Genomic DNA, 13748 nt, shown 5'->3' on the forward strand with positions numbered 1-13748 from the left:
GCTTCCTCGGCGGCGCGCGCTTCGTCGAGCCTGCGGAAATGCTCCTGCTCCTCGGCCGTGCGGTGCCTGGCGACACCCTTGTTGTGCTTGCCCTTCTCGCGGCCCGAGGCAGGACTTTGGCTTTCCACCTCGCGCGCCAGCGGGTCGTCGGAGATGGCAAGCTCCATCTCGCGCAGTCGCTTGATCTCGTCGCGGACGCGCGCCGCCTTCTCGAAGTCGAGATTGGCGGCGGCATCGCGCATCTGCTTGTCCAGCGCCTCGAGATGGGTCTTGAGGTTGTTGCCAATCATGGCGCCGGCGTCGTCGGTGAACTGCGAGATGTCGGCGCGGACGTGGTCCTTCTCGTAGACCGAGTCGAGGATGTCGGCGATGCGCGACTTGACCGATTCCGGCGTGATGCCGTTGGCGGCGTTCCACTCCATCTGCTTCTCGCGGCGACGGTTGGTTTCCGCCATCGCCCGCTCCATCGAGCCGGTGATCTGGTCGGCATAGAGGATCACCTTGCCGTCGACATTGCGAGCGGCGCGGCCGATGGTCTGGATCAGCGAGGTTTCCGAACGGAGGAACCCTTCCTTGTCGGCGTCGAGAATGGCTACGAAACCGCACTCCGGAATGTCGAGGCCTTCGCGCAGAAGGTTGATGCCGACCAGCACGTCGAAGGCGCCGAGACGCAGGTCGCGCAGGATTTCGATTCGCTCCAGCGTGTCGATGTCGGAATGCATGTAGCGGACGCGAATGCCGTTCTCATGCAGATATTCGGTAAGGTCCTCGGCCATGCGTTTGGTGAGCACAGTGACCAGCGTGCGGTAGCCGAGCCTCGTCGTCTCGCGGATTTCGCCAACGACGTCGTCGACCTGGCTCTTGGCCGGGCGCACCTCGACCGGCGGATCGATCAGGCCGGTCGGGCGGATGACCTGCTCGGCGAAAACGCCGCCGGACTGCTCCAACTCCCAGCCGCCAGGCGTCGCCGAAACCGCGACGGAGAGCGGGCGCATAGCGTCCCATTCCTCGAAGCGCAGCGGCCGGTTGTCCATGCAGGAGGGCAGGCGGAAGCCGTACTCCGCCAGCGTCGCCTTGCGGCGGAAGTCGCCGCGATACATGCCGCCGATCTGCGGTACGGTGACGTGGCTTTCGTCGATGAAGATCAGCGCATTGTCCGGCACATATTCGAACAGCGTCGGCGGCGGCTCGCCCGGAGCGCGGCCGGTGAGATAGCGCGAATAGTTCTCGATGCCGGCGCAGGAGCCGGTCGCCTCCAGCATCTCCAGGTCAAAGCGCGTGCGCTGCTCAAGCCGCTGCGCCTCCAGCAAGCGTCCAGCTTTTTCAAGCTCTTGCAGGCGATGCTTGAGTTCTTCCTTGATCGACTTGATGGCTTGATTCAAGGTCGGGCGCGGCGTCACATAGTGCGAGTTGGCGTAGATCTTGACGCTCTTCAGCTCGCCGGTCTTCTGCCCGGTCAGCGGATCGAATTCTGTGATCGACTCGATCTCGTCGCCGAACATCGAGATGCGCCAGGCGCGGTCTTCCAGGTGGGCGGGAAAGATCTCGATCGTGTCGCCGCGCACGCGGAACGAGCCGCGCACGAAGTTGATGTCCTGGCGCTTGTATTGCTGGGCGACGAGGTCGGCGAGAAGCGAGCGCTGGTCGAGCCGGTCGCCGACCTGCATCTGGAAGGTCATCGCCGTATAGGTCTCGACCGAGCCGATACCGTAGATGCAGGAGACAGAAGCGACAATGATGACGTCGTCGCGTTCGAGCAGCGAGCGCGTCGCCGAGTGGCGCATGCGGTCGATCTGCTCGTTAATTGAGGATTCCTTCTCGATATAGGTGTCGGTGCGCGGAACGTAGGCTTCCGGCTGGTAATAGTCGTAGTAGGAGACGAAATACTCGACCGCGTTCTCCGGGAAGAACTTCTTGAACTCGGCATAGAGCTGCGCGGCCAGCGTCTTGTTGGGCGCCAGGATCAGGGCAGGGCGCTGCGTCTCCTCAATCACCTTGGCCATGGTGAAGGTCTTGCCCGAGCCGGTGACGCCGAGCAGCACCTGGGTGCGGTCGTTCCGCTCGACGCCTTCGATGAGATCCTTGATCGCGGTCGGCTGGTCGCCGGCCGGCTCGAAGTCCGAGACCATCCTGATGGCGATGCCGCCTTCCGACTTCTCCGGCCGGGCCGGACGGTGCGGCGTCCAGAGCTGGCCGTCCTTGTGCAGCGGATTGCCGGATTCGATCAGCGCCGACAGCGCGGCTACGGTCGCGGTAACCCCGCTGGACGAAACCTGCTCGGCGTCCTCCAGGCTGATGTCGAGTCCGGCCACCGGGTTGAGGCCGGCGGCGGCGCGCTCCTTGGCCGAGGCCGCGCCGCCCATCGAGGTGCCGCGCGCCGTCCGCCCGGGCGCCGAGGAGCGTTCGGGGATCTTCTTCGGGGCTTTCGCCTTCGGCTGCTTTTCCGCCTCGCGCTCGATCTGCCCGGCCCAATCGGAGATCGAGCCGGTCAGCGGCGCGCCGGTGAAGTCGGCCTGCGGCGCCTCGGCGAAGCCGCCGGGATTCAGCGGTTCGGCGGCGTCGAGGAATTCGGTCAGCGGACTGCGCCGCTTCGGCGCGCCGTCTTGCGAAGGCGTCTTCTTGTCAGGATGTCTGGCCATGGCCCGAATATGGGTGGACTCGGCCGAAATGGAAAGGGCCGAGTGAAACAGCGCCGGCCAGGTGCTGAGGCTGCTGACAGAAGGCTGTCAGGAGAGGCGTCATGATCCGCTGAGAGAGGTTAACGCGGACCCGGTTCCTCGCCTCGCCAGAGGCGGGGGAGAGGTGTCCGCGAAGCGGACGGAGAGGGGGCTTCGTAAGGCGGAAGCCCTTCTCTTCGAGGCTCTTTCGCCGCCCGAACCGGCGCTCCCGCTCCGTCTCGGCTTCGCCGAGCTACCTCTCCCCCATTTCATGGGGTGAGGAACCCAAGGCTTGCGACCCTTAATTGAACCACAGCGCAAACGTCAAAAAGCCGGCGCCGCCGAACTCGCGCTGGATCTGGTCGAAATCGTTGCTGGTGAGGATCTTGCCGCTTTCGAGATAGGGCGCGATGCCGGGGCCGGTGATCGACAGAACTAGGTCGAAGGGTTTCGGCTCGTCGAAGAAGCGCTTCATGTTGATGCCCTTGCCGGCGATGCGGAAATGCGGCAGCAGCACGCGGCCTTCGAGAAGGTCCTCGGCCATGGTCAGCGTGGCGAGCCAAGCGGTTACCTGCTCCTGGCCGACGTCGAGGCCGGTGAGGGGATTGGCGCCTTTCTGCTGCGGCCCCGGCAGCCATTCGCGGTCGTTGTCGGTCTCGGCCAGGATCGCTTTCCAGTCCTCGCGCGACAGCCGGATCATCTCCAGCAGATGGCGTCGCGCGGCCTGCCGGCGTTCCGGCTCGATCACCGGCCAGTTGACGAGATGCACCAGCGAGATGAAGTCGGCGAAACGCCATTCCGAGGCGAACATGTTACCGCTCATGCCACCGTCCAGCGGCACCAGCGCGTCCTGCAGCGGCAGTTTGGCGCGCGGGAACAGCATGTGGAAAGAGCCATCGAACATGGCCTTGAAATCATGCGCCAGCCAGAAATCGGCCTGCGCCATCAGGAACTCCGCATAGCCTTGCAGCCAGAAACCGTCCGCGCGGTCGAAGCGGAAGGTGAGCGAGGGCGCGGCAGCGCTCGTGTCGACGCTGCCGCGTGAGAGCGCTGCCATGATCGCGGCGAAGCTTTCGTCCGGCGCGATGGCGCCGTCCTCGTTGAGATCGATGCCAGCGCGGGTGAGGTCGACGACCATGCCGATGTCGGCGTTGGCCGGGACGGAACCCAGCGTTGCGGCGGATTTTTCCAGGCGGTCGCGGAACGAGACCAGGATGGCGCGGAATTCCTCATAGGTCAGCGGCTGCGGGTTGGGATTGTCCGGCACGGGCAACTGCATCAGCGGCAGCATGAAGGATTTCGGGCTATCGAAGCCGTGGCGATGCAGGCCTCCGGCGAGGAGCTCGAGTGCGGTGAAGAATTCACCGGCGCCCGCCGCATAGGCCGAGGCCGGGTCCTTGGCCGCTGCCGCCTCCAGCGTCGACAGCGCCGCGTTCCGCTCGGCCATGCTCTTCGCCTCGAACAAGGACTTGGCTGCGTCCGGCATTTCCGCCCAGGCGAAGGTCGCCGGCAGGAATGCAAACAAGGCTGCTGCAAGGATCGTTCTACGCATCGTCATCGCCCTCCACTGCGTCATGTCGCGAGCATACACATATTTGACTCGAGCCGTCGCCTAGCCCACGCCGATTGGCGGGCTGCTTTCGATACGGCGGCCGGCTTCAATCGGCCGGGCAGACAGTCTAGAGAGAGCAAAACTGGACCTGCCCGTGTCGAATTACCCGCTTTCCTACAAACTGTCGTGGTTGCCACGCTTGCTGCGACCGTCGCTTGGCGGCGACCGAAGCGGTTTTGTGGCGCCAGAGGCGAGGCTGATCGATCCGCCGCCGATGCGAACCGTGCGGCTGGCCTTCGTCGGCGACATCTCGGCGGTCGCCAATCGCGATGCGCCAGAATGCGATCCGGCGATTGCCGCCCTGCTTTCGTCCGCCGACCTTGTGGTCGGCAATTGCGAAAGCCCGATCGTCGAACGTCCATACACGACCATGGGCACGCGGCTCGGCACGCATCATGCGATGAGCGAGAATTTCCTGGCCGACGCGCTCGCAGCCGCCGGCATCGCGCGCGAAAGGCTGGTGCTGTCCCTGGCCAACAACCACGTGCTCGATCAGGGCATAGCCGGTTTCGAGGAAACGCTTGCGGCGCTCGACCGGCTCGGGATCCGGACGATCGGCACGGTTGCCGGCGGACCTGTCCAGAGTCATGCCGCCGGATCGCTGACCATCGGCTTCGCGGCCTTTACGCTCTGGCGCAACACCGGCCCCGCGCCGTTCGAGGAACGGATCTCGATGCAGGCCGCCGCATGGCCGCCCGACGCCATGTCCGGCGTCGACCTTACCTGCGCGGTGCCGCATTGGGACTGGGAGTTCCGGCATTTTCCGCGCAAGGCGACGCGGGCGCTGGCGAGTCTGCTGGCGGATAAGGGCGCCGGGCTGATCGTCGGCCATCATGCCCATGTCGTGCAGCCGGTCGAGCGCATCGGTGGCGGCGTCACCGCTTATGGGCTCGGCGATTTCCTCGGCACCGCATTGGCCAGGCCGCCATGGCCCGCACGCATCGGCTCGATATTCGTGGTCGACGTCAGCGCCGATCCGGCCACGCACGGTAGGATCGCCGCCTACCGGCACCATTTCTTCATGCGACTGCAAGCAGGCAACCACGAGCGGCTGGTGCCGGTGGAGGCTCTAGGCGGCGCGCTCAAGCGGCGGGTTGCGGCGCGGCTGGAGACGGTTTTCCCGATTTCGGGGGACTAGCTCCACCCGTCGCAAGCGCAGGCGACTTTCGCGCAAAAGCCGTTATCATAAGCCGATCTCAGTGGCGGCCGGGGTGGCCATGGAAGCAGCGGATTTCATGCCGAGCGAGGCGGTGATCGCGGGGATCAGGCGCGGCATCGAGGCGTATGAGGCGAAAAGGGCGTCGGCCCAGAGACAGGTCCGCTGGCGCGTGCCGGTTTTTGTCGGCCTGCTCGTCGTCTTCGTCGCGCTGACAGCCTGGCTGTTCAACGCCGCCGCCGATCCGCACGAACAGTGGCTCTCGACGCCGCATGTCTTTCTCTATCTCGGCGGCATGATCGTCGCGTCGTTGCTCTATTTCCAGGCGCTGCGGCCGGCGACCCGGCTCCAGCAATCCTTCCGCGACACGCTGCTGCCGATGATCTTCGGCTTCGTGCGCGACGTGCGCTATCAGCACGGCGTGCGGTCGAACTCCTTCGACAGGATGCCGCGCGAAACCGTCGGGGCGTTCAACCGGCAAAGCTTCGACGACGTCATTTCCGGAAGCTACGAGGATTTTCCCTTCGAGCTCTACGAGGCGAGGCTCTGGGAAGGCTCCGGCAAGAGCGAGACGATCGCCTTCAAGGGCGTCATTGTCGCGTTCGAGACCATCGAACCGTTCCCGGGAACGCTGGTCGCGGCGCGCAAGGCCGGCAAGGTGGCGCATTTCTTCCGCGGCATGTTCGCCTCCAAGATGCAGGAGCTTTCATCCGGCGTCGAAGACCTCGATGAGAGCTATGAATTCCGCACCGACAATGTCGAGGCGGCGCGGCCTCTGGTCACCGGCCGGATGGCGCAGGCGCTGACCTGGCTGCGCGAGACATGGCCCTACGACCAGGCGCGGGTGGCGCTCAGCGGCAGCGACGGCTTTCTGCTGATGCCGCGATCGAAGAACTTCTTCGAGCTGCCGGATATTGCGCAGCCGATCGACTACAACAGACATGTCGCGCCGATGATCGCCGATCTCGGTGCGATGCTGGCGACGGCCGCGCTGGTGCGCAAGATCGGCGCGAAGGACGAGTCGGTTGGCTAGGCTTAGCAGTCGAAGCCGTACTTGGCGCGCATGTCGTCGGCTTCCTCCTTCGACATCTTCTTGAGCATCACACAGACGGTGAAGCTGCCGACCTGATGGCCGTTCCTTGTGAAGCCCCAGTCGGAAATGTCATCCCTGGTGAATTCGATGTTCTGGCCGAGCACGACGTTATGCACCTCGGCGGGCTGGTTCGACAGGATTCCGACAAATCCGGCTTCGGTGCGGCGGAAGGGCACGACCCAGAAATGCTCGGTGATATTGCCGTCCTTTACCTTCACCTTCAGCTTGAAGCGCGACGTGCCGGCCGGAGGGCTGTCGGCGAGCGCGAGGAACTCGTCGAGGCTAGAAAGCGCCTGCTTTGTCGCGGCTGCCATTTCCGGATCGCCCGGAGCGAATATGGTCACACGGTCGTCATTCGGGTCGGTAGCCTGCGCGTCGGCGATCGCCGGCGCCAACACACAGATAAGACACAGTGCGGCGCGAACAGCCAAGGTCATCGAAGGGCCCCCCATTTTCGAAAGGCCGCTATCTTTCCGCATCGCGGGGATGTGATCAACCGGGTGTTGCAGAGTGACAACGTCAACCGTCTTCAAAAAATGATAAGCGCTACGTCGAAATTGCACGGAGAGGACAGGACATGCGATTGAGACTGGCGGCTGCGGCGTTCGGCGCGATCATGCTTTGCGCCGGGGCTGTCCGTGCCGAAGACCCGAAGGCGTTCAAGCTGACCATCGATGGCGTGACCGTCGACATCGATCCGGGCGAGGATATCGATGTGAAGCTCCCCAGCGGCAAGACGAGCAAGGTGAGGCTCGAGCACAATGACTTCGCCACCTTCTCGGGCGGCACCTTCTCCTTCGTCCATCCAAGCAATTATTCGGTCACGAAGACCGATCTCGGCGACGGCGTCGCCCAGTATCTGATGGCATCGGCGCTCGGCACCCTCGTCGTGGTGCAGAAATACGACGAGATGAACCCGGTCTCCCTCAACCAGCTGATGCTGCAGGAGATGACCAGGGAAACGGTCCAGGCAGGCGGGCAGCTGACACAGCAGCCGACGACCCGCAAGCTCGCCGACGGCAAGGAGCTGACCGGCCTCAAGGCCACCGTCAAGACGCGCACCGACAGGGCGGATTTCGAGATCGTCGGCTTCGGCACAGCCGATCAGGGGCTGCTCTTCATCACGCGCATCGGCGACCAGGACAATGCGACCGAACAGCCTTTGATCGACAAGTTCTGGGACACTCTCAAGGTCAAGCTGTAAGGCGTGCCGATATTCAGGTGAGGCCGGCCTGACCTGAATTGGATGGGCTTACAGCCCAGTCAATCCGGCCAACCAGCTTGCCGAGCGCTTCGCCGCGTCCACCGTCGCGCCGGCGGCGCGGCTGAGATCGGTCTTGACCACGGCATAGCCGGCCTTGGTGCGGTAAAGCTCGGCGCGGCCGCCATCGACCGACCCATCGAAGGCGACAGGCTTCGCGGCTTCCGTTTCGCTGGCCGTCACGGTTCCGCCCACTGGAACGCTTGGGCGATGGTCGAGCTCGGGCGGCAGCGGGGCGATGGTTTCGACCACGCGGTTCCTGGGCTTCAGATCCGGCCTGGAGGCTTTCGCGGCAAGCTCGGAGGAAGAGGCCGAGCCCTTGACGCGGCAGATGCCCGAAACCAGCGGATAGTTGAAATTGCGCTGGTGCAGCATCTGGCTCTTCATCGCCGCTTCGCAGTCGGCGATCGTCGCCCATTTGGCCGGCGTCTCGCCGATATATTCGCAGAGCTTCGCGTCGCAGTCGCAGCCGACAATGGTCATGGCGACAAGGGCGGTCTTGATCACGGTCTTGTCCCTTCGAAATCGCTCCCATTCCCCACTTGCATCAATCCATGCCGAACAAGGCGGGATTTGGCCGCGATTGTGAAATGTGGATGACGGGAGGTTTCCGAAGATTGCTCACGCGGCGACTGTGACCAAAATGCCTCAGGCAGACTTGGCTAGCCCAAAAAGACAGTCGGCGCTGGGATTTCTCCCAGCGCCTCCCTGTCAGATCAGGAACCGGTTGAGGCAGCAACTTCCGTAAAGTCGTCGCGCCAGGCCGGCCTTGATTTTGACGGTCCTGCCAGTCGCCGCCCGAAGGCAGCGCCCGTTCCAGACCACGCCGATCTCCACCCTTGCGGGCTTCGCGCAGCGTGCCATCGAAGGTTTTTCCCGGCCTTCATGGCAGCATCGGTCCGCCGTCGGCGTTGGCACGCTTTCCGCGGCACCCGTAGGTCTCGGCATCCGTCCCTCCAACAGGCGAACCTGCTCTCGTTCTGGGCCGTACGGGCCTCAGGAAATCCGCCTTGCGCTTTTGCCTTTCGGCTGGGGCGTTCAGTGGCCGCCTGAGATGGGTTGAATGTACGCCGGGTAAGCGGTTTGCGGAATGCCTACCCGCCTGTGGATAGCGGGATTATCGGGGACCGAGGGCAAAAGCCTCGGAATTCGGCGGCCGCACCCCTTAGACAGCCTGCCCCGCTTTTTTAGCGACCTTCGATTGTTGGAGCCTTGTCGCGCCGCCCGGTCCGCGTTTCAATGTCGGCAAAAGAGTTTGGGGCGGCAGAAGACTTCGGGCGCCGGCGCGGACTCCGCCGCGTATTTCGCGCGATATGCCTCGGGGGAGGTCGGATTGAAGGTCGGGGTGGTTCTCAATCCGATAGCCGGTGGCGGCAGGCTCAAGCGGCACTGGGCGGAGGTGGCGGCATCGCTCAAGACGAATTTCGGCGATTTCGACCTGCGCGAGACGCAAGCCGCCGGCGACGCCGAGCGGCTGGCGATCGACCTCGCCGTCGGCGGATGCGAGCTGGTGATCGCGGCCGGCGGCGACGGCACCGCCAGCGAGGTGGCCGACGGGCTGCTGCAGGCGCAGGACGAGATCGGAAGGACGAGCGAGCTCGGGCTTTTGCCCTGCGGTACCGGCATCGACTTCGTGCGTGGGCTTGGCCTGCCGCGCGGCATCGATGCCACGCTGAAACGGATCGCTGATACCAAGGCGCGAAAAGTCGACGCCGGGCGGGTCTGCTACATCGACGATCATGGCAAGCTGGCCAGCCGCCACTTCATCAACATCGCCAGCCTCGGCCTGTCCGGCGCGACGGATCGCGCCGTCAATGCCGACAAGCGCAAGGGCAGGGTCTCGGCCAAGGCGCTGTTCTTCTGGCGCACGGTGCTGGAGTTCGTCCGCTACCGCTTCCAGGACGTCCGGATCACCATCGACGACGGCGAGCCGGTCGAGGCGCGCATGGCCCTGGTTGCGGTGGCCAACGGCAAATTCTTCGGCGGCGGCATGATGATCGCGCCGGACGCCGAGCTAGCGGACGGCCTGTTCGACATCGTCATCCTGCGCGCAGCCGGCAAGCTCGGCCTGATAAGAGACATCCGCCTGCTCTATGGCGGGCGGCACCGCAACCATCCGGCGATCACGATCCTGCGCGGCCGCAAGGTGCTGGTCGAGCCGTTGGGCGATGCCGAGAAGAATGGCGCGCTGGTCGACATAGACGGCGAGTCGCCGGGGCGGATTCCGGCGACGTTCGAGATCCTGCCCGGCGCGCTGAGGCTCAGAGGTTGAATCAACTGGCTGAGGGCTTGATTCAGCCGAAGTGGTCAGGTGATTGAAATAGCTGGCTAAATTCTTGCCGGATTACAGTTCGAGCTTGGCCGGGAAGCCCGGCGCGCGAAGCTCCACGCCGACCGTATCCTCGAGCAGCTTGACGATCTGGGTCGACCAGGCGTCGCCGCCATAGGCACGCTTGCCTTGCTCGAAGATCGTGTTGACGCGCGACGCCAGATCGAGCGGCGCGCCGAAATCCCTGCCCATTGCCAGCGCGAAGCCGAGGTCCTTCAGCGCCAGGTCCATGGTGAAACCGATATCGTAGGAGCCGTTGAGCACGAGCTGGCTTTCGGTCTCGTGGACGAAGCTGTTGCCGGAAGAGGCCACGATCGCGTGATAGGCCTGGGCGAGGTCGAGACCGCCTTGCTTGGCCAGCATCAGCGCCTCGCCCGCGGCGACGAGATGGATGAAGGCCAGCATGTTGGTGATGACCTTGATCACCGCCGCCGAGCCCACCGGTCCCATCAGGAAGGATCTTGCGCACATCGCCTCGATGGCCGGCCGGTGGCGTTCGTAGAGCGCTGCGTCACCGCCGACGAGCGCGGTGATCTTGCCCACAGCGGCCAGATGCACGCCGCCGGTGACCGGACATTCCAGCGTCTCGATGCCCTTTGCAGAAGCTAGCGCGGCGAGCCGCAAGATCTCATCGCGGCCGTTGGTCGACATCTCGATCCAGGTGCCATCCTTAGGCAGGCCCTTAAGCAATCCGTCCGGGCCGGCGAGCACCGCTTCGCTGACCTTGGGCGAGGGCAGGCAGGTGATCGCATTGCCGGCGCGGGCGGCGGCCTCGGCGGGGCTCGCCGCCGCCGTGGCGCCGAGCGCGACGAGGCGCTCGATCGACGCCGGGTCGCGATCGACGACGGTGACGGCAAAGCCGTTGCGCAGCAGGCTGGCGGCAAGGTTGCCGCCGAGATGGCCAAGGCCGATGAAGGCGTAAGCGAGGGTCACGGCATCAACGGCGTCTGCATCATCTGCAGATGCAGGTCCTTGCCGCTATAGGGATGTGCATCGCAGACCGCCTCGTCGAGCTCGACGCCGAGGCCCGGCTCCTTCGACGGGATGACGTTGCCGTCCTGCCATTCGATCTTCTTCTTGAGCAGCTTTTCGTGAAAACCGTCCCACTGCTTCAGCGATTCCAGGATGAGGAAGTTGGGCAGCGTCACCGCCAGCTGGATGTTGGCGGCGCCGACGATCGGGCCGCAATAGCAGTGCGGCGCCACCTGGATGTGGTAGGCCTCGGCCATGGCGGCGATCTTCTTGGTCTCGAGAATGCCGCCGGAGCGGCCGAGGTCGGGCTGCAGGATCGTCGCTGCGCGGTTTTCGATGACGCGGGCGAACTCGAATTTCGTCGTCAGCCGCTCGCCGGTGGCGATCGGGATCGAGGTGCCGCGGGCGACCTGCGCCATCACCTCGGGCATATCCGGCGGCACCGGCTCCTCGAACCACAGCGGATCGTAAGGCTCGAGGGCGCGCGCCAGGCGCAGCGCACCCGAAGCAGTGAACTGGCCGTGCGTGCCAAACAGGATGTCGGCCCTGTTACCGACGGCTTCGCGGATCGCCTTGATCATGCGCGCCGAGAGGTCGATGTCGATCAGGCGCGGCTGGTGGCCGTCATAGGCGGTGTAGGGCCCAGCCGGGTCGAGCTTCACGGCGTTGAAGCCCTGTTCGACATATTCGAGCGCGCAGGCGGCAGCCAGGTCGGGGTCGTTGTAGACGTTCTGGCCGCGCGCATCTTCCGAGTGAACGCTGCCGCTGTGCGGATAGAGATAGGTGTAGGAGCGCAGCGTCTCATGCACCTGGCCGCCAAGCAGCTTGTAGACCGGCTTGTCCGCCTCCTTGCCGATGATATCCCAGCAGGCCATTTCGAGCGCCGAGAAGCAGCCCATGCCGGAGACGTCCGGGCGCTGAGTGAAGCCGGACGAATAGACGCGGCGGAACAGATTTTCGAGATCGTGCGGGTCGCGGCCGACGAGGTAGCGTTCGGCCATGTCCTCGATCATCCTGGCGGTGACATGGGCCGAGAAAGTGGCGTTGTAGGCTTCGCCATAGCCGACGACGCCGCCGTCGGTGGTGAGCTTGACGAAGATGAAATACTTGCCGCCGATGCCGGGCGGCGGGTTGCCGACAACCCAGGTCTTCACGTCGGTGATTTTCATTTCTGATCCTCCAGAACCAGGTCGGCGCCTTTCCATCCGGTCAGGATCGAGGCGGCGTTGGTGTTGCCCGTGATGTTGTCGGGGAAAATCGAAGCGTCGATGACGCGTAGGCCCTCGAGCCCGTGCACCTTGAGCCGCGGATCGACGACGGCGCGTGCCGCGTCCGGCCCCATGCGGCAGGTCGAGACCGGGTGATAGACTGTGCCCGAGCGCTTCCTGAAATCCTGGATCAGGTCGGCGTCCGACTTTATCGACGGGCCGGGCAGCACCTCTTCCTCGATGACCTCGGCCATGGCCGGCATCGCGGCGATCCTGCGCACGAACTTCACCGCGGCCAGCATCTCGTCGACATCGGCATTGGTCGAATAGGCGTTGGCCGTGATCCTCGGGTAGTCGCGCGGATTGCTCGAGCGGATCATGATCTCGCCGCGGCTCGACGGTCGGCAGTTGGACAGGCCGATCGAGAAGCCCGGCCAAGGATCGGGCGTCAGGATCGGACGTTCGCCGCTCTTCGGGATGACGGTCGAGAAGGCCTGGAAATAAAGCTGCATGTTCGGCCGCGCCATCGACGGATCGGTGCGGAAGAAGCCGCCGGCATTGTTCATCGACAGCGACAGCGGACCGGAGCGCAAGAGGATGTATTGCATGCCGACGAGCAGCTTGCCCCACCAGGGCCGCAGGATCTGGTTCAGCGTCGGCAGCTTGCCTTTGAAGGTGTAGTTGATGCCGACATGGTCCTGCAGATTGGCGCCGACATTGCCGTTGGCCTGGACAACCGGGATGCCCAGGTTGCCAAGCAGCGTTGCGGGGCCGACGCCGGAGAGCTGCAGCAATTGCGGCGAGTTGATCGAGCCGCCCGAGAGGATCACCTCGCGGCCGGCGCGCACGGTCTTCGTCTCGCCGTTCTGTTCATATTCGATGCCGACCGCGCGCTTGCCCTCGAACAGGATTCTTATCGCCAGCGCTTTTGTCTCGACGCGAACGTTGGGGCGTTTCATTGCCGGCCGCAGGAAGGCGCGGGCAGCCGACATGCGGCGGCCGTTCCTGGTCGTGATCTGATAGACGCCGACGCCTTCCTGGGAGGCGCCGTTGAAATCCGGGTTGAAGGGCAGGCCGGCCTGTTCGGCGGCGGCGAGATAGCGCTTGGTCAGCGGGTGCACGGCGCGCGAACAATCGGTGACGTGCAAGGGGCCGCCGACGCCGCGCCACTGGTCGGCGCCGGCCGCATTGTCCTCCATCGCCTTGAAGGAGGGGAGCAGATCGTCATAGCCCCAGCCCGGATTGCCGGCGGCCGCCCAGGCGTCGAAATCCTCGCGCGCGCCGCGGATGAAGACCATGGCGTTGATCGAGCTCGAGCCGCCGAGCAGCTTGCCGCGCGGCCAGTGGTCGGCATTGCCCGCTAAGCCGGAATCCGGCTCGGCCTTGTAGTTCCAGTTGACGGCCGGGTCGAAGAAGGTCTTGCCGTAGCCGAGCGGCATCTGGACGTAGAAGCGCCGGTC

11 protein-coding genes are annotated in these 13748 nt (G+C 64.7%); 4 read left to right on the forward strand and 7 right to left on the reverse strand.

The features are described 5' to 3' along the window. Nucleotides 1-2639, reverse strand: a 2639-nt coding sequence (gene uvrB, locus EOA23_RS23260) for an excinuclease ABC subunit UvrB (protein WP_127305870.1), incomplete at its 3' end; no start/stop codon positions are given. Between the two features lie 319 nt (nt 2640-2958). Further along, entirely contained in the window at nt 2959-4215 is a 1257-nt protein-coding gene (locus EOA23_RS23265; protein WP_127305871.1) for a hypothetical protein, read from the reverse strand. A gap of 148 nt (nt 4216-4363) precedes the next feature. Here EOA23_RS23265 and EOA23_RS23270 point away from each other — a divergent pair, with 148 nt between their 5' ends. After that, nucleotides 4364-5407, forward strand: coding sequence for a CapA family protein (locus EOA23_RS23270; protein ID WP_127305872.1), 1044 nt, complete (start codon nt 4364-4366; stop codon nt 5405-5407). Nucleotides 5408-5486: 79 nt separating this feature from the next. Next, nucleotides 5487-6458 carry a DUF3137 domain-containing protein gene (locus EOA23_RS23275; protein WP_127305873.1) on the forward strand — a complete coding sequence of 324 codons (972 nt, stop codon included), beginning with the start codon at nt 5487-5489 and terminating at the stop codon, nt 6456-6458. Nucleotides 6459-6460: 2 nt separating this feature from the next. Here the strand turns inward: EOA23_RS23275 and EOA23_RS23280 are convergent, their stop codons facing one another. Continuing rightward, nucleotides 6461-6955, reverse strand: coding sequence for a DUF2314 domain-containing protein (locus tag EOA23_RS23280; RefSeq protein ID WP_127305874.1), 495 nt, complete (start codon nt 6953-6955; stop codon nt 6461-6463). 140 nt (nt 6956-7095) lie between these two features. Here EOA23_RS23280 and EOA23_RS23285 point away from each other — a divergent pair, with 140 nt between their 5' ends. After that, nucleotides 7096-7722: a hypothetical protein gene (locus EOA23_RS23285; protein WP_127305875.1), complete on the forward strand. Its 627-nt coding sequence runs from the start codon at nt 7096-7098 to the stop codon at nt 7720-7722. A gap of 48 nt (nt 7723-7770) precedes the next feature. Here EOA23_RS23285 and EOA23_RS23290 read toward each other — a convergent pair whose 3' ends face one another. Further along, nucleotides 7771-8286: a hypothetical protein gene (locus EOA23_RS23290; protein WP_127305876.1), complete on the reverse strand. Its 516-nt coding sequence runs from the start codon at nt 8284-8286 to the stop codon at nt 7771-7773. Between the two features lie 826 nt (nt 8287-9112). Between EOA23_RS23290 and EOA23_RS23295 the strand changes: the two genes are divergently transcribed. After that, nucleotides 9113-10051 (forward strand): diacylglycerol kinase family protein, encoded by a 939-nt coding sequence (locus tag EOA23_RS23295; protein ID WP_127305877.1) that lies wholly within the window; start codon nt 9113-9115, stop codon nt 10049-10051. 72 nt (nt 10052-10123) lie between these two features. Here the strand turns inward: EOA23_RS23295 and EOA23_RS23300 are convergent, their stop codons facing one another. From EOA23_RS23300 to EOA23_RS23310, 3 genes are all read right to left on the reverse strand, one after another. Next, nucleotides 10124-11041 (reverse strand): NAD(P)-dependent oxidoreductase, encoded by a 918-nt coding sequence (locus EOA23_RS23300; RefSeq protein ID WP_127305878.1) that lies wholly within the window; start codon nt 11039-11041, stop codon nt 10124-10126. Beyond that, a complete protein-coding gene (locus EOA23_RS23305; RefSeq protein ID WP_127305879.1) occupies nt 11038-12249 on the reverse strand; it encodes a mandelate racemase/muconate lactonizing enzyme family protein in 1212 nt (403 codons plus the stop codon). Before EOA23_RS23305 ends, EOA23_RS23300 begins: the two co-directional genes overlap by 4 nt. Further along, on the reverse strand, nt 12246-13748 hold a 1503-nt coding region (locus tag EOA23_RS23310), incomplete at its 5' end, for a GMC family oxidoreductase N-terminal domain-containing protein (protein ID WP_127305880.1). The genes EOA23_RS23310 and EOA23_RS23305, both read right to left, overlap by 4 nt.

Source organism: Mesorhizobium sp. M2A.F.Ca.ET.042.01.1.1 (genome assembly GCF_003997405.1).
Taxonomy (GTDB): Bacteria; Pseudomonadota; Alphaproteobacteria; order Rhizobiales; family Rhizobiaceae; genus Mesorhizobium.